Source organism: Myxococcales bacterium (assembly GCA_016712525.1).
In the GTDB taxonomy this organism is placed as follows: Bacteria; Myxococcota_A; Polyangia; order Polyangiales; family Polyangiaceae; genus JAAFHV01.
In genome coordinates, this window is sequence record JADJQX010000007.1 from 183,706 (window position 1) to 205,452 (window position 21,747).

General features: G+C 69.4%; 20 protein-coding genes. 8 read left to right on the plus strand and 12 right to left on the minus strand.

What is annotated here, in order from left to right:
- Positions 1 to 87: 87 nt before the first annotated feature.
- Positions 88 to 939 carry a hypothetical protein gene (locus IPK71_17935; protein MBK8215616.1) on the plus strand — a complete coding sequence of 284 codons (852 nt, stop codon included), beginning with the start codon at positions 88 to 90 and terminating at the stop codon, positions 937 to 939.
- Positions 940 to 1,021: 82 nt separating this feature from the next.
- Positions 1,022 to 1,336, plus strand: a complete 315-nt coding sequence (locus IPK71_17940) for a DUF4286 domain-containing protein (GenBank protein MBK8215617.1) — start codon at positions 1,022 to 1,024, stop codon at positions 1,334 to 1,336.
- 4 nt (positions 1,337 to 1,340) lie between these two features.
- Here the strand turns inward: IPK71_17940 and IPK71_17945 are convergent, their stop codons facing one another.
- The 3 genes from IPK71_17945 to IPK71_17955 form a co-directional block, all read right to left on the minus strand.
- Complete coding sequence (locus IPK71_17945; GenBank protein MBK8215618.1) at positions 1,341 to 2,396, minus strand: tRNA-dihydrouridine synthase; 1,056 nt, start codon at positions 2,394 to 2,396, stop codon at positions 1,341 to 1,343.
- 35 nt (positions 2,397 to 2,431) lie between these two features.
- Positions 2,432 to 4,999, minus strand: a complete 2,568-nt coding sequence (locus tag IPK71_17950; protein ID MBK8215619.1) for a CehA/McbA family metallohydrolase — start codon at positions 4,997 to 4,999, stop codon at positions 2,432 to 2,434.
- A gap of 168 nt (positions 5,000 to 5,167) precedes the next feature.
- On the minus strand, positions 5,168 to 6,163 hold the full coding sequence (locus IPK71_17955) for a hypothetical protein (GenBank protein MBK8215620.1): 996 nt from the start codon (positions 6,161 to 6,163) through the stop codon (positions 5,168 to 5,170).
- A 150-nt stretch (positions 6,164 to 6,313) separates the two neighbouring features.
- On the opposite strand from IPK71_17955, the gene IPK71_17960 reads away from it, so the two are divergent.
- Positions 6,314 to 6,640 carry a helix-turn-helix transcriptional regulator gene (locus IPK71_17960; GenBank protein MBK8215621.1) on the plus strand — a complete coding sequence of 109 codons (327 nt, stop codon included), beginning with the start codon at positions 6,314 to 6,316 and terminating at the stop codon, positions 6,638 to 6,640.
- 9 nt (positions 6,641 to 6,649) lie between these two features.
- On the opposite strand, the gene scpB is transcribed toward IPK71_17960, so the two are convergent.
- The gene (gene scpB / locus IPK71_17965; protein ID MBK8215622.1) at positions 6,650 to 8,293 is read right to left on the minus strand and encodes an SMC-Scp complex subunit ScpB; all 1,644 of its coding nucleotides are present in this window, start codon (positions 8,291 to 8,293) and stop codon (positions 6,650 to 6,652) included.
- Between the two features lie 94 nt (positions 8,294 to 8,387).
- Positions 8,388 to 10,664 carry a segregation/condensation protein A gene (locus IPK71_17970; protein ID MBK8215623.1) on the minus strand — a complete coding sequence of 759 codons (2,277 nt, stop codon included), beginning with the start codon at positions 10,662 to 10,664 and terminating at the stop codon, positions 8,388 to 8,390.
- Positions 10,665 to 10,882: 218 nt separating this feature from the next.
- On the opposite strand from IPK71_17970, the gene IPK71_17975 reads away from it, so the two are divergent.
- The 3 genes from IPK71_17975 to IPK71_17985 all read left to right on the plus strand — a co-directional run bounded on the left by IPK71_17975 (position 10,883) and on the right by IPK71_17985 (position 13,401).
- Complete coding sequence (locus IPK71_17975; GenBank protein ID MBK8215624.1) at positions 10,883 to 11,665, plus strand: ABC transporter ATP-binding protein; 783 nt, start codon at positions 10,883 to 10,885, stop codon at positions 11,663 to 11,665.
- A 168-nt stretch (positions 11,666 to 11,833) separates the two neighbouring features.
- A complete protein-coding gene (locus IPK71_17980) occupies positions 11,834 to 13,018 on the plus strand; it encodes an MCE family protein (GenBank protein MBK8215625.1) in 1,185 nt (394 codons plus the stop codon).
- Positions 13,019 to 13,047: 29 nt separating this feature from the next.
- Positions 13,048 to 13,401, plus strand: a complete 354-nt coding sequence (locus tag IPK71_17985) for a glyoxalase (protein ID MBK8215626.1) — start codon at positions 13,048 to 13,050, stop codon at positions 13,399 to 13,401.
- Between the two features lie 3 nt (positions 13,402 to 13,404).
- Here IPK71_17985 and IPK71_17990 read toward each other — a convergent pair whose 3' ends face one another.
- On the minus strand, positions 13,405 to 14,412 hold the full coding sequence (locus tag IPK71_17990; GenBank protein ID MBK8215627.1) for a DUF72 domain-containing protein: 1,008 nt from the start codon (positions 14,410 to 14,412) through the stop codon (positions 13,405 to 13,407).
- Between the two features lie 80 nt (positions 14,413 to 14,492).
- On the opposite strand from IPK71_17990, the gene IPK71_17995 reads away from it, so the two are divergent.
- Positions 14,493 to 15,647, plus strand: a complete 1,155-nt coding sequence (locus IPK71_17995) for a patatin-like phospholipase family protein (GenBank protein ID MBK8215628.1) — start codon at positions 14,493 to 14,495, stop codon at positions 15,645 to 15,647.
- Positions 15,648 to 15,758: 111 nt separating this feature from the next.
- Here the strand turns inward: IPK71_17995 and IPK71_18000 are convergent, their stop codons facing one another.
- Genes IPK71_18000 through IPK71_18010 form a run of 3 tightly spaced genes read right to left on the minus strand, consistent with a single transcriptional unit; the run spans position 15,759 to position 18,482 of the window.
- A complete protein-coding gene (locus IPK71_18000) occupies positions 15,759 to 17,081 on the minus strand; it encodes a sigma 54-dependent Fis family transcriptional regulator (GenBank protein MBK8215629.1) in 1,323 nt (440 codons plus the stop codon).
- A gap of 14 nt (positions 17,082 to 17,095) precedes the next feature.
- A complete protein-coding gene (locus IPK71_18005) occupies positions 17,096 to 17,755 on the minus strand; it encodes a hypothetical protein (GenBank protein MBK8215630.1) in 660 nt (219 codons plus the stop codon).
- 37 nt (positions 17,756 to 17,792) lie between these two features.
- The gene (locus tag IPK71_18010; protein MBK8215631.1) at positions 17,793 to 18,482 is read right to left on the minus strand and encodes an alpha/beta fold hydrolase; all 690 of its coding nucleotides are present in this window, start codon (positions 18,480 to 18,482) and stop codon (positions 17,793 to 17,795) included.
- A 119-nt stretch (positions 18,483 to 18,601) separates the two neighbouring features.
- On the opposite strand from IPK71_18010, the gene IPK71_18015 reads away from it, so the two are divergent.
- The gene (locus tag IPK71_18015; GenBank protein ID MBK8215632.1) at positions 18,602 to 19,081 is read left to right on the plus strand and encodes an acyl-CoA thioesterase; all 480 of its coding nucleotides are present in this window, start codon (positions 18,602 to 18,604) and stop codon (positions 19,079 to 19,081) included.
- Here IPK71_18015 and IPK71_18020 read toward each other — a convergent pair.
- The 3 genes from IPK71_18020 to IPK71_18030 are packed head-to-tail and all read right to left on the minus strand — an operon-like array spanning position 19,062 to position 21,527.
- A complete protein-coding gene (locus tag IPK71_18020; protein ID MBK8215633.1) occupies positions 19,062 to 19,850 on the minus strand; it encodes an ABC transporter permease in 789 nt (262 codons plus the stop codon). The genes IPK71_18015 and IPK71_18020 overlap by 20 nt on opposite strands.
- Positions 19,847 to 20,827 (minus strand): ABC transporter permease, encoded by a 981-nt coding sequence (locus IPK71_18025; protein ID MBK8215634.1) that lies wholly within the window; start codon positions 20,825 to 20,827, stop codon positions 19,847 to 19,849. The genes IPK71_18020 and IPK71_18025 overlap by 4 nt, the downstream gene beginning before the upstream one ends.
- Entirely contained in the window at positions 20,820 to 21,527 is a 708-nt protein-coding gene (locus tag IPK71_18030) for a hypothetical protein (GenBank protein ID MBK8215635.1), read from the minus strand. Before IPK71_18030 ends, IPK71_18025 begins: the two co-directional genes overlap by 8 nt.
- Positions 21,528 to 21,747 lie beyond the last annotated feature (220 nt).

The following is a 21,747-nucleotide window of genomic DNA, read 5'->3' on the forward strand; positions in this document are numbered from 1 at the left end:
TGCATTTGGGGTTGCGTGTCGTCTCAGGTGGTGACAGAAGGAGTGCACACAGTCGGCCGAGGCCGGCGCCCTTGGGAGGTCCCTCGCATGAAGAAGCTCGTCTCCGTCCTCGCCCTCGCGCACGTCACGTTGGCCGCCTTCGCCCTCACGGGCTGCGCCGCCGACACGTCCACGGACGACGAGGTCGCGGCCGATGCGGTCGACGCCGAGGACACGGGCACGAGCGAAGAGGCCCTCTCGTCCACGGGCAAGCGCTTCGTCGGCACCTGGAACGAAGGCTCCGCCGAGGGCACGGACTTCAACATGTACTTCTCGAAGCTCGTGTTCGGGGCCGACGGCCGCTACACGGCCGAGATCGCCGACCCCCGCATCCGCTGCATCAAGGCTCCCTGCGTCCTCACCGACTCGGGCACTTGGAACGGCTACACCTACCGCGGCGACCTCCGCGTGCGCCTCACGTCCACGCGCTACGGCCGCCGGGTGTACCAGGCGCGCATCGTGACCGCTCAAGCCTCGCTCAACACGCTCCCGCCCGAGCGCCTCGTGCTCACGCGCAACGGCACGACGGTCTCCCTCGCCAAGCAGCGTTTCGTCGGCTGCGAGGTCGTTCGTTGCACGGCGACCACCCACTGCGACGACGGCGGCGGTACGAAGAACGCCGCGTGCGTCCCCAACACCACCTGCGCCGCCGTCCGCTGCGCGCAGGGCACGACGTGCGACGACTCGACCGGCGAGGCGCGTTGCGTTCCCCAGCCCGCGTGCCGCCGCACCGGCTGCAGCGGCCAGGTGTGCGCCGACCGCGACATGATGACCACCTGCGAGATGCGCCCCGAGTACGCGTGCTACCGCTCGGCGGTGTGCGAGCGCGGCGCCGACGGCCAGTGCGGGTTCCGCAAGACCGCCGAGCTGACGAGCTGCCTCGCCAACGCCGGCAACTGAGCCGCGCTCTTCGCGGGTGAAAGCGGGCGCACCTCGGTATGAGGCGCGCCCGTGCCCATTTCGTTCGCGCTACGCTCGTCGGATGGCGGTCTTCTACGAGGTCGTGTGCCGGTTCGACGACGAGGCCCACGTCGCGCCCTTCGTGGCCTGGCTCGAGGGCCGTCACGTCGGTGACGTCGTCTCCGCGGGCGCAAAACGAGGCGAGATCTTGCTGCCTCTCGGCGAGCCCCGGGAGGTGCGTGTGCTCTACACGTATTCGTCGGACGAGGCGTTTTCGGCCTACGAAGCCGGCCCGGCGTCCTCGCTCCGCGCGGAGAGCCTCGCGTTCCTCCGCGCGCTCGGCGCGGAGGGCAAGGTGACGTTCACGAGGTCTCGCGGCACGTTGGTCGTGCCGTGACGGCTCAGGCCGCGAGGGCGCGCGCGCCGTCGAGGATGGCGAGGCAACCCTCGAGCGAGTCGCACAAGTTCAGCTCTTGCCGGAGCTTCGACGCACCGGGGAGGCCGTGCAGGTACCCGGACAGGTGACGACGTGTGCAGCGCACCCCGTGAGGCTCCCCGCGCGCGGCGACGTTGGCGCGGAGGTGCTCTTTGCACAGCGCGATGCGCTCCTGCGCGGTGGGCTGGGGCACGGTCCTACCCTCACGGAGGAGGCCGTACGCCTCACGGAAGACCCAAGGATGCTCGATCGCGCGCCGCCCGACCATGACGCCGGCGCACCCTGTCTCGGCGATGGCGCGGACGGCGTCCTCGCCGGAGCGCACGTCGCCGTTGACGATGACCGGGATCTTGACCGCCTCTCGGGCCTTGCGGGCCCACGACCAATCGGCCGCGCCCGAGTGGCCCATCTGGGCGGTGCGGCAGTGCACGGTGAGGGCGCGCACGCCGACGTCCTCGAGGCGACGAGCGAGGTCGACGATGGGCATGTCCGACTCGGGCCCGTAGCCGATGCGGGTCTTCACCGTGACGGGCGCGTCGACGGCGCGGACCACCATCGCCGCCATCTCGACCATGGCCTTCGGATCGCGGAGCCACCCGGCGCCAGCGCCGCGGCCGGCGATCTTGGGCACCCAGCAGCCGCAGTTGATGTCGACGTAGAAGGGGCGCGCGTCGGCCGCGACACGGGCGGCCTCGGCGAGGCGCTCGGGGCTCGAGCCGTAGATCTGGATCGACGTGAGCACGTCGTCCTCGGAGAGGCGGATTTTGCGCTTGGCGTTCCGGCAGCCGCGGAGAAGCCCCTCGACGTTCACGAACTCGGTCACGCACACGTCGGCGCCGACGCCTCGGCAGAGCCTGCGGAAGACGTCGTCGGTGATGTCTTCCATAGGGGCCAAAATCACGGGTTTGTTCGCGAAAACGGCGTCGAACGAGGGCGCTTCGGGCGTGGGAGTCGAGGTCACGCCGCTTCCGTAGCGCACTTGAGGCCCGACCGCACGTCCGACCACGCATGGGCTCGCCATGTCGTGATCGTCGGCGCGGATGCGGGCGGCGTCGCTCAGAAGAAGATCGGGTTCGACACGGCGAACGGGAGGCGGCCGGGGTGCACGGGGGCGAGGTCCTTCTTCCCCTTCGCGACGAAGACGACGTAGTGCCGCGCGCGGCTCTGCGTCGCCTTCACCGCTACGGGGTTCTCGAAGACCTTTCCGGGGCCGGTGGCGCCCGCGAGAGGGGTCAGCGGGAAGGTGCCCTGCGACTGCCCGTCGACGATCACCTCGAGCTCTTGGGCGTCGACCCACGACGCCGCGCCCACGCGCACCTTGTACGTTCCTTCGGAGCCTTGGCCGCCCGGGGTGGCACCTCCGGGGCCCTCGACGGTCATCGCCAGGCCGCCCGAGATGACCCCCTTGCCGGCCTTCACAAGGTCACGCACGCCTTCGGGCGTGACCTTCTCGGGGTCGTCGTGGCCGAAGGGGAGGCACGTGCGCGGGTACCCGACGGGGCTCGAGCGCCACGAGTGGCTGTCGGAGCTGCCCACGGCGAACACGTTCTTCCCCGCGTCGAGGAGGGAGAACCAAGCCTTCACGGACGATTGGCGGTTCTTGTCGAAGTCCGAGTCGTTGAAGACCTCGATGGCCTCGAACTCGTCGCTCCAGAGCCCGTCGCGGCCCTTGCCGGTGGCGTTGTCGAAGTTCGTCGACGAGAAATACCCCATGAACCCGGCCGAGGTCGGGTGGTTCACGATCAGGATGGGCTGCTCGGGCCGCTTGTGGACGAGCGAGAACATCTCGGGCGGCGCCTTGCCGACCCAGTCGACCGCGCCGTTGTTGAGGGCGCCCGGCGTAGGGCGCGCGGGCAGCACGCCGAAGTGCCCGTTCGAGAACGTCGTGAGCTCCTCCGACGGAAAGCTCGACGCGAACTTGGTGAGCCCGAGCTTCTGGATGGTGGGCTGAAAGTCGATGATCCACTCGTGCTCGCTCGAGATGGGAAGCTCGAGGCCGTCGCCCACGGCGCTCGTCACCTTCTCGATCACCTTGTCGCCCGAGTCGGCCGAGAAGTTCGCGTGGATGTGGAAGTCGGCGCACATGACGCCGGTCGTGTCGACGCTCCGCACGAGCGACACGGGCACCTCGGTGACCTTGTCCGCCTCGGCGTTCACCGTCTGATCGAAGAGCTCGTACTCGTACCCGCGCGAGACGATCACGCGATGCGAGCCCGGCGGCACGGCGAGAGTGGCGACGCCATTTGTCGGAAATACTTGGTAAATTCGACCGTTTCCGGGCTCCTCCACGCCCCACTCGGCGGGGAAGGCCGCAGGCGCCGTGGCAGGGATCACCTGGACGCGCACTGGCAGCGGCGTGCTCGTGACCGAGTCTTTCACGGTGACGGCGAGGCTGCCTGTCTTGGGGACGAGCACGCGGACCGTGCCGTCCTGCGCGCCTACGTTGGCTTGTCCGGCGGGGGTGCCCGGCACGATCGCCGTGACGGTCGCGGCCTCCGCGGGGAGGTTCAACGTGAAGGCCCCGTTCGCGTCCGCGTGCGTGCGCGAGAGCACCTTGCCACCCGCGTTCACGGCGACGACGAGCGCGCCCGCGTGTTTGGTCGCGGGCTCGGTCTCCACGGTGCCCTTGACGACGCGGGTCTCCGGTCCACCGAAGGCCTTGCGCGTGGCCTCGCGGAGCCCGTCGAGCTCGGGTCCGCCGCCTGCGATCTCGGCGTAGTCGGTCTCGACGGTGGCGCACGCCTTGGCCTCGAGGCCCGAGCCCGTGAAGTACTGAAAACCCGAGACCTCGAGGCCGAGCTCGAGCTCGCGCCCCGGCTGCGCCACCGCGAACGTGGACCGCTCGCCGTCGAAGCCGACCCACGTGTGTTTGCCCTTGGCTTGCGCGTAGCCGGTGCGATCGGTGAAGAGGTTCGTGCGGTTCGAGTGGAAGAAGCCGAACATCTGCTTTCCCGTGAACGTCACGTCCTCCGCGCGTGTGTTCACGAACGAGAAGCGCAGCTTCACCTTCGTCGCGCCGGGCTCGAGCACGTAGTCGAGGATCGCGGGGAAGTCGTATTCGTCGGGGAAAATCCCGCGGAACGTCTCGAGGAAGGGGATATTTTTGAGCTTGCCTCGGGCCCGGACGATGGCCGCTTTTCCGTCGCTCCCGTCGGCGAGCACGGTGACGTCGTCGGGGGCCACCACCTGCCGAGAGAGGGCGAGGAGCATCTCTCCGTACTGCGTCGTGCCCGTCGGGAGGCCGTCGGGCCCGACCCGCTCGATCGTGTTGATCTCACCCCCGAACGGGTTGTAGCCGTCGCTCTTTCGCGCGCCTTCGACGAAGACGGCGATCGTGTCGTTCGCGAGCACGAAGTCGGTGTCGAGGAGCAGGTTCCGGGCGTCGTCGGGCCTTCGCACCTTCGAGAGATCGCGGATGCGCCCCGCGCGCGCCTGGTTCGCCGCCTTCGCTCCGAAGGGATCGGGGTGACCCTCGGGGCTCCCGGCCGCGAACGTCTTCGAGAGCACGTCGGCGCCGCACGTCGGCTCCGTGGGCTCCTCGGGGACGGGGTCGGCGTCGCTGCTGCACGCGAGCACGAACACCATGGGAACGGACGCGAGCAGAAGCCAAACAAGCTTTCGCATACGCCTATTCTGCCAGACTTTCCGCGCCCCGGCCGCGTGGTTCCACGCACGAGCTCGCTCGCTCTCCGGTCTCACGGACGAGCTCCCTACCATCGCATCGCGCGATTCGTCGGCGGTGGACGAGATGTGTGACGAGGTCGTTCGGTGTGGTGCCGAACGCGGCTCCTTTCAGCGGAGCGGGAGCACCGCGCACTGCGTCCGAGGCCCGTCGGTAGCGAAGTCGTTGCAGTAGAGAAGGCTCCACGCGGCGCCTCGTCTCACGAGGAAGCCCGTGTGGACGGACCCTCCGGCGAGGCCGAGATCGGCGCCCGACGTGGCTGCTGCGGGAAGCGCCGCGTCGGTCGTCGTGGTCTCGGCGATGCCGAGGGTCGCGGGTGCAGGGCGCGGATCGACGCTCGCATAGCCGAGGGTGTCAACGGTCGAAGCGTCGGCCTCGGCGCGGAGGACCCCGAGCGGCTCGAGCCTCCCGAGCTGTGTCGTGAGCGAGCCATAGAGCGTGGCCCGCAAGGGGCTGCCGGGGCTCGAGGCATACACGAGGCGCAGGCTCGCCCGTTGAGGGACGACGTCGCCCGTGTCGTCGTACGCGACGACGCCCGCAGCGGCGCCACCGTCGGATTCGATCGCGTGGACGACGACGGTCTTCAAGCGACCCGGATCGAGCGTGATGCGCCCACGAGCGAGCGGCTGCCCACACGAGCCCTGTCCGGCGGGGACGACCACGAGCTCGAGCGTGCCGGAGCCCTCGACCGATACGTACTGCGAAGCGCTCATCGGCACCACACCCGAGCCCCCCGCGTCGCTCGCGTCGGCGAGCGCGCCGTCTCGGGGCTCCGCGTCCACGAAGGCCATCGCGTCGGTCGCCGCGCCGTCGGGGCGAGCCACGCCGGCGTCACGGGGGCGATCGCGCCCGAGCACGGGCCCGTCGAACAAATCCGCTTCGCCCGACCGTGTGCAGAAATCGATCGAGGGGAGCCCCTCCGCGAGGTGTACGAGGCGCAGCGTTCCTCGTGCCGCACCGTCGGTCTTGGCGGAGGTCGCCGCGTCTTTCGGTTGCCCCGTGGTGCCCCCGTCTCCTCCGACGATCACGGTCGGGGGCTCGGTGGAGGAGCCACAGGAGACCGTGCTCTCGGCCACGACGGAAGCGAGGGCGAGAACGAGGGCCACGCGCACGAGAGCGGACGTGTCACGACGTGAGGAGCGCAAGGAAGTTCGAGGAGGATAGCGCGATTCCTCCGCCCCAACAATTCGGCGCACGGCCGCCGAGCGACGGCGAAAAGGGGTGCGCGTCGGCCGCCGTGCGACTTAGATCGCGTCATGAGCCCCGACGACCTCAAGGCCCTTCGCAAAGAGCTCTCCTGCACCGCGAAAGAGCTCGCCCAAGCGCTCGACCTCGACCAAGCCACGGTGCTCGCTTGGGAGAAGGGAGAGCTCTTTCCCACCAAAGCCTACATCGACCGCATGGAGGCGCTCCGCAAGAACCCGGGCGCCATTCCGAAGAAGGCGAAAGGCCCCGGGCCGATGAATGTGCTCGCCGATCCGGCGACGTGGGAGCTCTTTCGGAAGATCCTCGCGCACAAGAAGCTACGGGACGAGGCCAGAAAGCTCGCGCAGAGCTACCCCGACCCCGGGGCGGAGGAGTAGCCCAAAGCTCTAGGGCGCCGTGGGCTCGTCGTCTTCGTCGTCTTCGTCGTCTTCGTCGTCTTCGTCGTCTTCGTCGTCTTCGTCTTCGTCGTCGTCTTCGTCGTCTTCGTCGTCTTCGTCTTCGTCTTCGTCGTCGTCTTCGTCGTCTTCGTCGTCTTCGTCGTCTTCGTCGTCTTCGTCGTCGTCTTCGTCGTCGTCGCTTTCGTCCTCGGCCGTTTCGTCGCCGGCCGTGTCGGAGGCCACCGGGGCGTCTTCGTCTTCGTCGGCTTGCTCGGACGCTCGTTCGATTTCGCGGAGGGCTTCGTCGACGCGGGATGCGGCGGTCTCGGCGGCGGGGTCGAGCTCGTCGTCGGCCTGCGGGAGCTCTTCGACCGGACCGAGGTCGTTCGTCGGGAGGTGCTCGATCGCCTCTTCGTCGAGGGCGCGCTGCACGTCCTCGTACGGCTCGCCGAGCTCGCGTTCGACCACGCGTTTCGAATCGTCGTTGAGCTCGGTGAACTCGCGCAACGTCGGCAGGTCCTTCAGCGACGTGATCCCGAAAAACTCCAGGAACTGCGGCGTCGTGCCGTAGAGGATGGGCCGCCCGGGCTCGTCCTTCTTTCCGAGGATCTTGATGAGGTCCCGCTCGAGGAGCATCTTCAACACGGGGCCCGAGTCGACGCCGCGGATGTCGTCGATCTCGGGGCGCGTGATCGGCTGGCGGTAGGCGAGGATCGAGAGCGTCTCGACCTGGGCGCGCGTGAGCTTCACCGGCTTTTGTCCCGTGAGCTCGCGGACGAATGGCGCGTAGACGGGGTTCGTCCGGAACGTGTAGGCCCCACCGACCTCGTCGAGCTGGAGACCTCGCCCCGCGTAGAACGCCTGGAGGTCGGCGAGCACCTTCCGGATCTCCTTGGCAGGAGCCTCGGCGCGTCTCGCGAGCTCGCCGGGGCGGAGAGGTCTATCGGACGCGAACACCAAGGCCTCGACGAGGCCGCGGAGGTGCTTCGCCGCGACGCTGACTCCGTCGTCGGGTGGTGGCGCTTCGGGGGCGCTCGCGTCAAGGGCGTCGGCCCCGTCGTCGTCGCCGTCGTCCATCGGGCTCGGGTCGAGCGACTCGATGGCCTGGAGCTCTTCTTCGGAGAGCGACGTGCGCGTGGGCTCCGAGAGATCGTCGCGTTCCACGACGGGCAAGAGGTCGCCCGTGAGGTTGACCGTGACCTCGAGGTCGTCGGGCAGGTCGCGCTCGAACGCCCCGAACGACGCTCCGGAGCTCGTCACGACGTCGTCGTCGTCGTCCTCGAGGTGAGGACGCGAGTCGGTCCGCGCCGTCCCCGACCACACGATGGTCTCGGTGAGCTCGCTGTCGTCGATCGGGCTCGCCTTGACCTCGGGCGCGGAGTCGGTCCGTGCAGGTCTTTCACCCTTCTTTCCGCGCGCGGGCGGCTTGCGCCGGGTCGGTGGGGCGCTGTCCGGCGGAGGGGGATCGAACCCCGCTTCGTCGTCGGGACGGGGGGCTCCGTCGGGCTCCGGGGAGACCTCGGCCGGGGCGCTGTCGGCGTCGGTCGTGACTGCGCTCTCGTGGCCTTCGTGAGGGCTCTCTTCCGTCGAGGGGGCGACGTCTCCGGGGCTCGCAGAACCTTCGGGCGCGGTCGCCTCCGTCGCCTCGGCCATCGTCGCCTCGGCCTCGGGCGGCGGGGCAGCGACCTCGGGCTTCTTCCCACGTGAGGAGGACCGCGCGGGAGGCTTCTTGTGGAACGGGGTCTTCTTACGTTTGCTCACGGTTCGGCTCGTCGGCGGTGCGAGGGTCGCTGAAGGGCGGCTCCTCGTCGAGGGTGGCATCGGGCGCGTCGGTGCCCGCAGGCAGGGCAGGGGAGTCGATCGTATCCCCCGGCTCTGCCGAGGACATCGCTACGGGCATGACGTCGCTCGCTTCCGAAGGGACCTCGTGCGTCCATTCGGGGTCGACGCTCCGTCCGTCCGTCGCGGTCGTAGCGTCCGGAGAGGGCGCTGGGGGCGCCAAAAGTTCTTGAGAATCCAATGGTTGCGAAGGGATGCCCTCGGCCACGATCGCGCTCGCCGGATCGACGGTCCCCTCGGGGACGGCCGCTCGAGGTGCCGACACGTCCGTCTCGTCGAGGGGCGCCGGGGATGTAGCGACCGCTGCCTCGTGCCTCGCGTTCGACGGCGCGTCGTGATCGATCGACTCCGAAGTGGCAAGCGGCGCGTCATGATCGATCGGCTCCGAAGCGGCAAGCGGCGCGTCGTGATCGATCGGCTCCGAAGTGGCAAGTGGCGCGTCGTGATCGACCGGCGCGACGTGATCGAGCGGCTCCGAAGTGGCAAGCGGCGCGACGTGATCGACCGGCGCGACGTGATCGAGCGGCTCCGAAGTGGCAAGCGGCGAGACGTGGTCGATCGGCGCGACGTGATCGAGCGGCTCCGAAGTGGCAGGCGGCTCGTCGTGATCGAGCGGCGCGGCGTGGTCGCCCGGCGCGTCGTGATCGACTGGCTCGTCGTGATCGAGCGGCGCGTCCTGGCCGGGCGTCTCCGAAGCGAGCGAGCCCGCGTTCTCCCCATCGGGGACCTCCGCGGCCTCCGGGACGTCCTCCGTCGGTAGCGGTTCGTCCGCGGGGACCTCCGACGACGAACCGCTCGCCGGCTCGACCTCGGCTACGGGAGCTTCGTCGGTGCCGAGGTCACGCGCGGATGGCGAAGGCTCCGCCGGGAGGTCAGCGGGGAGATCGCGTTCGGCCGCAGCGACCGCGTCAGGAGCTTCCGGCTCGCGAGGCTCACCTTCGTCGGGGGTGGTGGTGCCCTCGGACGCCGTCGCTCCGACGATCTCCGAGACCTCGGGAATGCGCTTCGAGCTGGGCGCTTCTGCGTCCGCTTCGGAACGCGGGGGAGAAGCGCTGGCGTCCGACCCACCGTCCGCGTCATCCTCGTCGAGCGACGAGGGCGCGGCCCTGTCAGCGCCGTCGTCTTCGTCGTCTTCGTCGTCTTCGTCTTCGTCGTCTTCGTCGTCTTCGTCGTCTTCGTCGTCTTCGTCGTCTTCGTCTTCGTCGTCTTCGTCTTCGTCTTCGTCTTCGTCTTCGTCTTCGTCTTCGTCGGAGCTCGTCACAACCTCTTCGTCGTCGGGCGACGCGACCGGAGGCTCGACTGCCGGCGCTTCGGCAGGAGGTATGGCGCTGTCGTCCGACGTGGGTTGCGGAGCGGAGGGAGAAGGCGCGGGCGGCGGGGCGCCCGTGCTGCGGGCCTCGAGCCCTTCGGGCAGCGGATCTCCGGCGGCCGCGGTGTACTCGACGTAGAGCGGCGAGCGTGTGTCGGTCTGAAAGAGCCGCGTCATCCGGAGGCGTGTCATCTCGAGGAGCGCGAGGAACGTGATGACGAGATCGAACTTCGACGTGAGCCCCTCGAAGAGCTCCTCGAACACGCAGCGCCGCTTCACCTCGAGCACGGCCGTGAGCTCGTGGATGCGATCCGTGATGCTGATGCGGTCGGCGACGATGTCGTGGGTGATCGTGATCTTGCTCTTGGCGAGCACGCCCTGGAACGCCTCGATCAGGCGAAAGAGCGGGATCTGCGCGAGCGGTGGGAGCCCCTCCGGCTCGTCTCCCTCGATCTTGCCGCCGCGCAGGAACACGTTCTGAGCGGCGATCCCCTTCGCCTCGAGCTCTTGCGACGCGAGCTTGTACTTTTGGTACTCGAGGAGCCGCCTGATGAGGGCCTCGCGCGGATCTTCTTCGTCCTCTTCGACGAGGTCGTCCTCCTGGCCGGGCGGGGGGGCCGGCAGGAGCATCTTCGACTTGATGTGCGCGAGCGTGGCCGCCATCACGAGGTACTCGGCGGCGACGTCGAGGTGCACGAGCTGCATCACCGCGAGGTACTCGAGGTACTTCTTCGTGATGAACCCGATGGGGATGTCGAGGATGTCGAGCTCGTGCTTTTGGCAAAGATGGAGCAAGAGATCGAGTGGGCCCTCGAACTGGGGAAGGCTCACCGAGTAGGTCGCAGCACCTGCATCGAGCTCGGTCGGGTCGGACACGGGGAGGCGGCACCCTAGCAGCCGACGGAAGACTCCGTAAACGGCCGCGGTCGACTTCACGACGGTTCCCGCGACGCCGCTCGACGAGCGATTTTCGCTGGGAATCCGCGCAGGTGTACGCCCCTGTGGAAAACCTCGGGAGAACCCGGTCGCGCGCCGTGGCGAGCGCTTTGTGGTACGTTCGCGGCGTGGACGCAGCCGGCGGGATCAAGACGAAGATGGGCGACGTGCTCATCCGGTTCGAGAACGTGCACAAGGCGTTCGGCCCGAAGCAGGTCTACCGCGGCCTCGACCTCACCTTCCGTCGCGGCGAGACCACGACGGTGATGGGCCCGTCCGGCACGGGCAAGAGCGTCATGCTCAAGATGCTCATCGGCCTGCTCACGGCCGACACGGGCACGATCGTGTTCGACGGCGACGAGATCACGGCCATGTCCGAGCGGAAGCTCTTCGACGTGCGTCGCCGCGTCGCCTACCTCTTTCAGGGAGCCGCCCTCTTCGACTCGATGTCCGTCGGCGACAACGTGGCGTACGGGCTCCGCGAGCAATACTGGGCCACGATGCCCGAGAAGGACATCGTCGAGCGCGTCGCGTGGTCCCTCGACGCCGTGGGTCTGCCCGGCATCGAGGCGATGCGCCCGTCCGATCTCTCGGGCGGCATGCGAAAACGTGTCGGCCTCGCGCGGACCTTGGCGCTCCAGCCCGAGGTCATCCTGTACGACGAGCCCACGACCGGCCTCGATCCGATCAACACGGCGCGCATCAACAACCTCATCATGAGCATCAAGCGGCAGCTCAAGCTGACGAGCATCGTGGTGACCCACGACATGGGCACCGCGTTCAGCGTCTCGGACAAGCTCGTGATGCTGAACAAGGGGCGCGTCGCCCTCTACGGCACCCCCGACGACTTCAAGCGCACGACGGACGACTTCGTCCGCGACTTCATCGAGGGCAAGGCCCCCGAGGTCGAGGACGTCGACACGCTCCTATCGACCTCGTAAGGTAGACCCCGCGCCAACCCCGCGGTTCGCTTGCGGAATCGGCAAGGATCGGCGGCGGTCGAGGTCCCCGTCCCGTCTCGGGCCGAACCGGTTCGCTGCGTAGCCCATTTCACGGTACATTGCTCCGGCCCCGCCGCACCCGCGCGCGGGCCACGAGCCACCACAGCCATGTCGAAGAACATCAAAGTCGGGATCTTCGTGACCCTGGCGCTGCTCGTGAGCGGCGTCTTCGTCTTCATGATCGGCGACAACCGCCGCATGTGGGAGACGAAGGTGACATTCCACGCCACCTTCGGAGACGTCTCGGGCCTGAAGCCGGGCGCGCCCATTCGAATGGCGGGCGTCGACGTGGGCACGGTCGGCGAGGTGGGCCACGCGGTCGACGCGAAGGACACCAAGATCCACGTCACCTTGAACATCGTGCGCTCCGAGGCGGGCCGCGTGAGGCAAGATCCGGACGTGAGCGAGCTCGAGGCGGCGAAGAAGGATCGCCCCCGCGGCACCATCGCCAAGGTCGTCAACAAGGGCCTCCTCGGCGACAAGATGATCGAGCTCACGGTGGGCGATCAGCGCTTTCCGGAGGCCGTGCCCAACACGCAGCTCCGCACCGAGGAGCCCATGGACCTCGGCAAGTACATCACCAAGCTCGAGTCGATCGGCGAGAAGGCCGAGAAGACCCTCGGCAACATCGAGCGCATCACGGGCTCGCTCGCGAACGACAAGTTCTCCCAAGATCTCCAGGGCACCGTCGCTGCCGTCCACGACATCCTCGACGCGGTCGCCCACAACAAAGACGGGGCGGCCCACAAGCTCCTCTTCGACAAACAAGAGGCCCAGAAGATCGAGGCGCTCCTCTCGAACCTGGTGGTCATCAGCGGCAACGTGTCGGCCATCACGAACGACGTGCACGGCATGACCACGCGCGTAAACCAAGGTCCCGGGCTCGCCCACGCGCTCCTCTACGACGAACAAATGGCGCAGGGGGTCACGGGCTCCCTCGTCGAGCTCAAGAACACGCTCGAGGCCGTGCGCACCAAAGAGGGCCTCGCGCACGCCGTCGTGTACGGCGATCCGAACACGCAGAAGGTGCTCCAGAACGTCGGTGCCATGAGCGACGACATGCGAGTCGTCGTCGCCAACGTGCGCCAGGGCAAGGGCACCATCGGCGGCCTGCTCGTCGACCCGAGCATCTACGAGGACCTGAAGGCCATCGTCGGCAACGTCGAGCGCAACCAGGTGCTCCGGGCGCTCGTGCGCTACAGCATCAAAGAGGGCGAACAGAAGCCCCACGCCGAGACGCCCAAGCTCTCGACGCCCGCCTCCGCGCCCCCCAAGGCCGAAGCGCAGAAGTAGTGCCGAGCCGCCTCTCGCTCATCCTCTACGTGCGTGACCAAGCGCGCGCGTGCGGCTTCTACCGCGCGGTCCTCGCCTGCGAACCATCACTCGATGTCCCTGGAATGACTGAGTTTTCTGTCGGTGGGACCACGCTCGGCCTCATGCCCGAGGCGGGCATCGTGCGGCTCCTCGGCGAGGCGATCGTGAGCCCGTCGTCCTCGAAGGTCCCGCGGGCCGAGGCCTACCTCGTGGTCGACGATCCCGAAGTCCACCACGCGCGAGCGCTCGCCGCCGGCGCACGCGAGCTCTTGCCGCTCGGGCCTCGGGACTGGGGGCACGACGTCTCCTACGTGGCCGACCTCGACGAGCACGTGCTCGCGTTCGCCCGCCCCTCGCGCTGAGTCTCACACCCCGGCGACGACCTGCTCGGCGAGGGCGCGCACCGTCTCGGGGGACGAGCCCTCGAGCTTGTTGTTCACGAGCACGGTCACGTCGCGCCCCCCCGCCGCGCGCACGAGGGCGACCACGTCGTCGCGTGTGTCGAGCTGGGGCTCCACGATGCGGTCGAAGGGCAAGAAGCTCTCCTTGCGCGTCTCGTAGCGGGTGTACGGCGGCAGCATCAACCGCGCGACGAAGAACGGCGCCCGCGCGACGAGGCCCGGGACCGCCATCTGCGAGCGGAGCGTAGGCATGCCCGTCCACACGTTGAGCACGTGGGCGGCGTCGTGGGCCGCGAGCACCTCGAGGTAGGGCTCCGTGAGCAGCTCGGGGTTCCGTAGCTCGAAGGCGTAGCGGAAGGTGCGCGGGAGCTTCGTCAGCATCGCGTCGAGCTTCTTCGCGAAGACCTCGGGCCGGGGCACGAGCCTCGGGGGCATCGGCGCGATCTCGAACACGAACGGCCCCGCGTGCGCCGTGAAGGCCCGTTCGTACGGCGGGAGCACCTCGGTCAGGAACCGCTCGGCCGACAAGAAGCTCGGGTTCGATTGCCCCGCGCGCTCGCCGTACTTCGGGTGGGTCGGGAACACACACACTGAGATCTCATCCCACACCTTGGAGATCGCGCGGAAGTCCTCGGGGATGCCGCGGGCGTAGTCGGCGAGGCTCGGCTCGTCGAGCGGCGCGTAGTGGCTGCGGTCGATGCCCACGCTACGAAAGAGCGGATGGGCCGCATACCCGCGCAGGCCGTCGGCGAGGAGGTCGGCTTGGGACGGGTGACCTTCGTAGAGCACGCCGCCCCACCCCGGGAAGGTCCAGCTGCTCGTGCCGAAGCGCACGTTCCGAGGGAGCCGCGCGGCGAGCTCGAGGTCGCGCGGGAGCACGCGCGGAAGGACCCTCGACTTCGGTGCCTTGTCGAGGGGCGCCCCGAAGAGCCCGAGCTGTGCGTCGTCCGTCCCGCGTTTTTTTGCGGCCATCGCGCCTCCGCTATACACCTCACCGAGAGCCCCAGCCATCGAACGGCACACGGCGCGACGTTCGGAGGTAACCTCGAGGGATGCGCCTCGGCCACGACGAAACCCGCCCGCTCGGTCTCGTGCTCTCGGGAGGTGGCGCGCGCGGAGCGTTCCAGGTCGGGGTGTGGAAGGTCCTGCGCGACGATCCTCGCGGGCTCGGTCGTGAGCCCGACGTCGTCAGCGGGACGAGCGCCGGGGCCATCAACGGGACGCTCATCGCGGCCGGCCTCTCGCCCGAGCAGATGCTCGAGTTCTGGCTCGACCTCTCGGAGCGCCCGCCGATCGCCGCGAACCCGCGGTTCTTCGAGGCGCTCCGTCGGGCCGTCACACGCATCATGGTCTCCGAGCCGGGCCGGAGCTTTTCGGCACGAAAACGAGATCTTTCCATCATGGCGCAGGTCGCCAAGAAACATGCACTCTACACGCCGAGCGGCATCTTGGCCGCGGCCCTCGAGATCTTGCTCACGGCGCGCTTCGACGCGGTCGGCACGCTCCTCGAGGAGATCGACACCCCGTTCCTCTTCGACACGACGCCCCTCCGCGGGAGGCTGGCCGCGGCCATCGGGGGCTTCTCCGTGCCGCGAGGGCGGGTGAAGCTCGCGCTCAACGCGATCGACGTGCGGTCGGGCGGCGTCGTGCGCATCGTCAACGCGCCGCCGGGCAAGAGCGCACAGGCGTCGCGTCACTACCGCTACGTCGAGAACATCCCGCTCGATCTCGTGCTCGCGTCGGCCTCGATCCCGCTGCTCTTTCGGCCCGTTTCTTGGGAAAATCGGCTCTTGTGGGACGGCGGCCTCCTCGTGAACTCGCCCATGGCGCCCGCGGTCGCGCTCGGCGCTCGCACCCTCGTCCCCGTCCTCGTCACCAAGCTCGACGGGCGCTCGGGCGCGGCGATGACCTCGTTCGGCGAATCGGTGGAGCGCCTCGTCGATACGCTCCTCGAGAACGCCTACAACATCGACCGCAAGCTCCTCCTCGCGAGGAACGAGATCGTCGGGCGCATCGAGCACGACGCCACGTGGAGCAAGGTGGAGCTCCTCTCGGCGATTCGCCCCGGCGACACGGCGCTCTTCGGGCCGGGCTCCTACCTCCACTTCGAGCGGCAGGTGCTGCTCGACATGTACGAGGCAGGGAAGAAGGCCGCGCGCGACTGGCTCGCGGCCGGCCCTCCGAGCGACGACGGCGCCCGCGACTGAACGGCCCCAAGGAACCAAAGGGATTCATGAGGTTACACGCGGCGTACGGTGCGTACGAGGTGACTTCGTCGCGCCTTTCGGCCGTGCGTGTGCGCCCTGGGAGGTCGGCCCTCAGGTGAGGCGTGACTTGAGGAGCTGGAAGTACCGGTGCGCGACGCCCGCGGCGGCCGCGGCCCTCCGCACGTTCCCGCCGTGGCGCTCGAGCATGTGCGCCACGTAGGCACGCTCGAAGTCCCGCACGAGCTCTTCGCGCGCGCGCACGAGCGGTAGCCCGCCCTCGACGTACGCGTGGAGGCCCAAGGTGGCGCCCTCCGCCGTGACACGCGAGGCCGACGGAGCCGCGAAGGCCTCGCCGACGGCGAACTGGCGCTGCACGGCCGACTCGAGCTCGCGCACGTTGCCGGGCCAAGAGTGCTTCTGCAAACGGGTGAGCACGTCGCCCGGGAGCGAGTCCTTTCGTTCCGATAGCGTGGCCCACACGTGCTCGGCGAGCAGCTCGACGTCTCCCGTGCGGGTGCGCAGCGAGGGCACCTCGACGCGCGCCGCGGCGAGCCGCTGGAAGAGATCTTCGCGGAGGCGCCCGAGCTCGACGGCGCGGTCGACGTCCTCGCGGGACGTGGCGACGATGCGAGCCTTCGTGGTCTCCACCTTGGTGTCGCCGACGCGGGAGTACTCGCCGCGTTCGATCGTGCGGAGGAGCTTGCGCTGGATGGCCGGATCGAGGTCGCAGGGGCCGTCGATGATGACCACGCCGCGGCCCGCCTCGGCGAAGAGACCAGGGCGCTCGACGCCGTCTTTCGATGCTTCCGCGGTCACGCCGAAAAGCACGGCCTCGACCGTCTCGGGTGGGAGCACGGTGGCCTCGAGCACCACGATGGGCTCGTTCGGGGTCGGGCCCGACTCGAGCACGGACTCGACGAAGACCTTCTTTCCGACGCCCCCTTCGCCCTCGACGAGGTAGGGGAGCGTCGTCTGCGCGAGCTTCTCCCCGACGCGGAAAATACGGTGCATCGCGGGGTGCACCGACAGCATGCGCCCGAAGCGGCGCGGCTCCGCCGAAGCGGGGGGCCCGGCCTCGACCGACGTGACGCGCACCTCGAGCATGGTCGTGCCGAGGCGGATCTCTTCGCCGCCCACGAGCAGCGCTTCGCGCACGGACACCCCGTTGATCACCGTGCCGTTCGTGGAGCCGTAGTCGTAGACGTGGAGGCCGGCGGCGTCTTTCGCGAAGGCCGCGTGGCGCCGAGACACGGTGGGATCGGTGATTCGAAGGGTGCAGAGGGGGCCCGTGCCGCACAAAATTCGCTGGCCCTCGCTCTCCTCGATGGCGAGCTGGGTGCCGGCGTCGGGCCCCTCTTTGACGACGAGCACATAACGAACGTCGTGGTGCTGACCGAGGTGGGTTCGCAGCGTCGCTTGTCCGATTCCGGCCATGGGTACGCTCCGGTTCAGTGGGAGGTGAGGTGCGAGCGGAGGGGACCCGGTGGCGAGGTCTCTTTCGACAGCTCGCGCACCTTGCCGCCGAGGGGCGACGGGTTCTCCCAGAAGCGTGTCGAGGACCCTTGGCGGAGCACCGTGAGGCGGAGCACGTCGATCTCGAGCATCGCGTAAGCGCCCGCCGACTGGGTGCCACCGTCGAGGCTGAGGGCCTGCACGCCGAGCCCCGCCTGGAACCCGAACGGGACGCCGAAGAGCAGCACGGCGTTCAAGGGAACGCGGCCGTAGATGCCGTCCTTGTAGGTGCGAAACGCCACGCCGAGATCGAGCGCGAGGCCGAAGTCGCCGCGCGCGAACCCGCCCGTGGCGAACCTCGGTCCGATGGCGAGGTCGGTGCCTTGCTCGAAGAACGTGGTGACCCGGAAAATGCCGCCTACGGCGAAGCGCGCCGCGGGGGTGGTCCCGACACCGAGCGCGAAGCTCATCGCGGGCCGGGTGTCGACTCCGGACGTCCCGGAAGGGTCGGCGTCACCGGCGGGCGTGAGGGAGGTCGAGCGGTTCTGGATCGCGACACCGCCGCCGCCCGAGAGCCACGCCGAGGGCTCGGCCCAGGCGCGCGCAGGAGCGGCGACGAGGAGGGCCGAGGTCAGGGCGAAGAGCGTGCGCTTCATCGGCCCATGGACCTACCACAAGAGGGCCGAAAAACGGTCAAATCGTGTGGAGACGCCTGGATTTGGGGCAGGGATCGACCCCACGCACGCGCTCGACGATGAGGTCGATCGAGCGGGGATCGTAGAGGAGCGAGTTGTGGCCTCGGTCGCGGAAGCTCACGACCTCTCCCACCGGGAACATGGCCGACGTCTCGGGCACGACGACGCGGTCGGCCTCGGCGAGCAGCGAAAGGTGAGGGACCTCGTGCTCGTGGGCCCGCGCGCGAAGCCTCGCGAGCACCTCGCTCTCGCGGTGGAGATCCTTGCCGACGAGCAGCGGGAAGAGGTGCGCCACCTTGGTGCCGAAGAAGGGGCTCGCGATGGAGATCGTCTGCGTGACCTTGGCGGCGCCGCCGAGCTCCTGCACGTAGTAGCGCGCCACGAGGCCGCCGAGCGAGTGGCCGACGAGGTGGAGACGCACGCCCTCGGGGAGCTTCTCGACGAGGCGGTGGAGCTTCTTCGCGATCCTCTCCACACCCTCGCCGGGCGCGTGGGAGAAGCTCGCGACCTTGGCGCGCGCGCGTTCTTCGAGAGCGCGCCTCATCGGGCGGAACACGCCCGCGGTGGCCATGAAGCCGTGGACGAGCACGACCACGTCGTCGCCCGGTCGCACTCCTTCGGGCACGCGGTGCGCGAGATCGAGTGGAGACAAAACGACCTCGCGCAAGGTCGCGATCGTTTCGGTCAAGTCCCCCCGACGTGGAAGCAGGTGACGCATCGGTGACGAACAGGAAGCATGATCCGTGCGCGCCGGCCAAGTTTGCGCCTTGCGCCCCGGGCGTGGGAGGAAGTACGACCTTTCGCCTGATGGAAGAGCCCACGGACACACGCGGCGGGACGGCAGAAAACCCGGCATTTTCGATCGTCGTCGAGGTCGGGGAGGCCGACATCGACGTGCTCGGGCACGCGAACAACGTGGCGTACCTGCGGTGGATCCAGGACGTCGCCGTTGCACATTCGGAAGCCGTGGGGCTTTCGTTCGCGAAGTACCGGGAGCTCGGCGGGGTGTTCGTCGTGAGCCGGCACGAGATCGACTACCTGCGATCGGCGCTACGCGGTGAACGGCTCGAGGTGCGTACGTGGATTCCCACGGCGATGGCCGCGAAGGTGGTTCGTTGCACCGAGGTGAGGCGCGCGTCGGGCGAGGTGGTCGTGCGCGCGCAGACGGTGTGGGGCTTCATCGACACGGCGCGCGCGCGGCCGGTGCGGATCCCCGATCCGGTGCGCGAGGCGTTCGGGATGCCGCGTACGAAGCGGGCCTCTTCGGTCAGCGGCGAAGGACCCTAGCCGCCGAGAGGAGGGTGGTGCTCGTCACGAACACGGCGAGGGCCGAGAACACGAGCACGTGCGGCGCGCGCAGCATGGCCGAGACGCCCTGATCGAGCGCGGCGCCGAGGGAGACCCCGTCCGGAGGGCCGAACCCGACGAACGACAGCGACGCCTCCGACAGGACCACGGCCGACGCCGTGGCGCCGAGCTGCACGGCCACGGTGCCGAAGAGGTTCGGGAGCACGTGGCGGACGAGGATCTTCGCCTCGCCGAGCCCGAGCGCGCGCGCGGCCTCGACGAACCCGGCGGCCCGGAGCACCCGAGCCTCCGAGAGGGCGAGGCGCGCGAAAGGGGCCCACGAGGTGAGCGCGAAGACGCATGCAAGATGCATGCGATTCGGGTGACGGATCGCCGAGAGCACCGTGAGCGCGAGCAGGAACGTGGGGAACGCTTGGAGGCCATCGCAGGCCCGCGCGACGGCGCCCTCGAGCGCCCCGCGGCGCATGGCGGCGAGCGCGCCGAGCGGAGAGCCCACGACGAGCCCGACGAGGGCGACACCCACGGCGAGCCCGATCGCGCGGAGGCTCGCGTTCGCGAGGAGGGCGGCGAGGTCGACACCACCCTCGCCACAGCCGAGCGGGTGCCCACTCCCCGGGGGGTAGAACGACGCGTCGGGCGAGAGCTTCGTCGGGCTCGCCGTGACGAGCACCGCGAGCGTCGAGGCGAGGACGAGCACGGCGAGGGGAGCCGCGGGCAAGAGCCTCGCGCTGCGTGAGGAGGCCTTCACCTCCGCACCCGCGGGTCGAGCGCCCCGTGGATGGCCTGCGCGGCCGACTGCGCGAGCACGAAGAGGGTGCCCGTGAGGACGATGGCCGCCTCGAGCACGGGGAGGTCTCGGGCAGAGTACGACTCGAGGATGAGCGAGCCGAGCCCCGGCCGCTCGAAGAGGCGCTCGAGCACCACGGCGCCGCCGAGCAGCGCGCCGAGCTGCGTGCCCACGACCGTCGCGATGGGGCCGACCGAAGCCGGGAGCGCGTGCAGCACCCACACGCGGAAAAACGACGCGCCCTTTGCGCGTGCGACGAGGAGAAATTGCGCCCTCTCGTGCTCGGCGAGCGCCGCCCGCGCGATCCGCCCGACGTGCGCGAAGAGGGGCACGGCGAGCAGCCCCGACGCGAAGAGGAGCCCCGAGAGCCCCGCCTCGGGATCGCCAGGGAGCGGCAGGACACGAAGCCTCGCCGCGAGCACGAACGTCGCGAGAGGCGCGAGCGCGAGCAGCGGCGTCGCGGCGCAGGCGTCGAGGAAACGCTCGAGGACGCGGCGCCTTCGACCGAGCCACGGGCCCGCCGCCAGCACCGCGGCCGCCGTGCCGAACAGGGCACCGAGGAGCACGGCGGTCGTCGCGAGCTCCGCGGTCGGGACGAGCGCCTGCGCGAGGCGCGATACGACCTTGGTCCCCGGTCGTCGGAGCGAGTCGCCGAGGTCGAGCGTGACGAGGCGCTTCAGGAAGAGGGCGTACTGGACGACGAGCGGCCGGTCGAGGAAGAGCCTCTCGCGGAGCGCGACGCGTTCGTCCTCGCCCGAGAGCTCGCCCAGGACGAGCGCCGCGGGATCCCCGGGCAGGAGCCTGAGCGAGAAGAACACGGCCGACGCGAGCGCGAGCACCACCGCGAGCTGCGACGCGATCGAAGAGCCGAAGGCGGCGAGACGCGCGACGCTGCCTGCCCCGGCGGGCCGTTGGGCTTTGCGCTCGAGACTAGCCACCGCCGGACGCGTCGGTCGGGCCCGAGTCCACGACGCCCCCGTCGTTCGGCGAGCCATCCGTGGCCGCGTCCTTGGCGGTCGCGTCCTTCACGCCGGCGTCCGTGGGTTGGAAGGCCGAGGCGTCGATCGCGGGGCCCTGCGACTGGCACACGGCCGCGTCGGGCTGCGTGGCGAGCGGAGGAAGAGCCACGGGCTCGAGGGCGCCCGCATCGTTTCGAACGAGACCCACATAGACGCACACGCGCTTCGTCTGGTCGTCGTCGAGGATGACCCCTTCGATCGTGCTGCTCGAGGTGGCGACGCCCGGGCGCACGATGCCGCGGCAAAGGTAGCCCTCGTCCGACCGGCAGTCTTGGTCGGTCGCGCAGGTCTTCATGCAGAAGGAGCGCGCCGAGCGGGAGATCCCACGGTCGACGAAGCCGCAGCCCGGCACCGACGAGCCGAAGACCACGCACGCGGCCTCGTCGGGGCAGCCGTTGCCATTGCAGTTGAAGACCGTGCAGTACCCTCGGCCGTCGTCGCCCTGGGACTTGTCGCAGAGGCGGTCGCCGCGGGCGGAGCAGTCGGTCGAGAGGTTGCAGCGGTCGCCGATGCTGGGCTGGCACGCGAGGCCGAAGATGCCCGCGACGAGGCACGCCGCGAAGGCCAAGACCCCGCGGGACGGTCGTGTGCCGTTCGGGAAGAGACGTCGGTGGGTCAAGCTCACGATCCTCAAGCAGAAGGTCTCCAGGCGGGCGGACCCTAGCCAAAAACCCGCCCGAGCGGGACAAGTTCTCGCGGCGAGCCGAAAAGGCCTGCGTCTTGGCATTGCCGAATTCCCCGGCCTGCTCTACACAGCGGGCGCATTCCGTGCTTTCGCCCGAGCCCGGCCGCCCACAAGGCACCGGCGGGCGGCGCCCCGCTCCCGGGGCTGTCCGAAA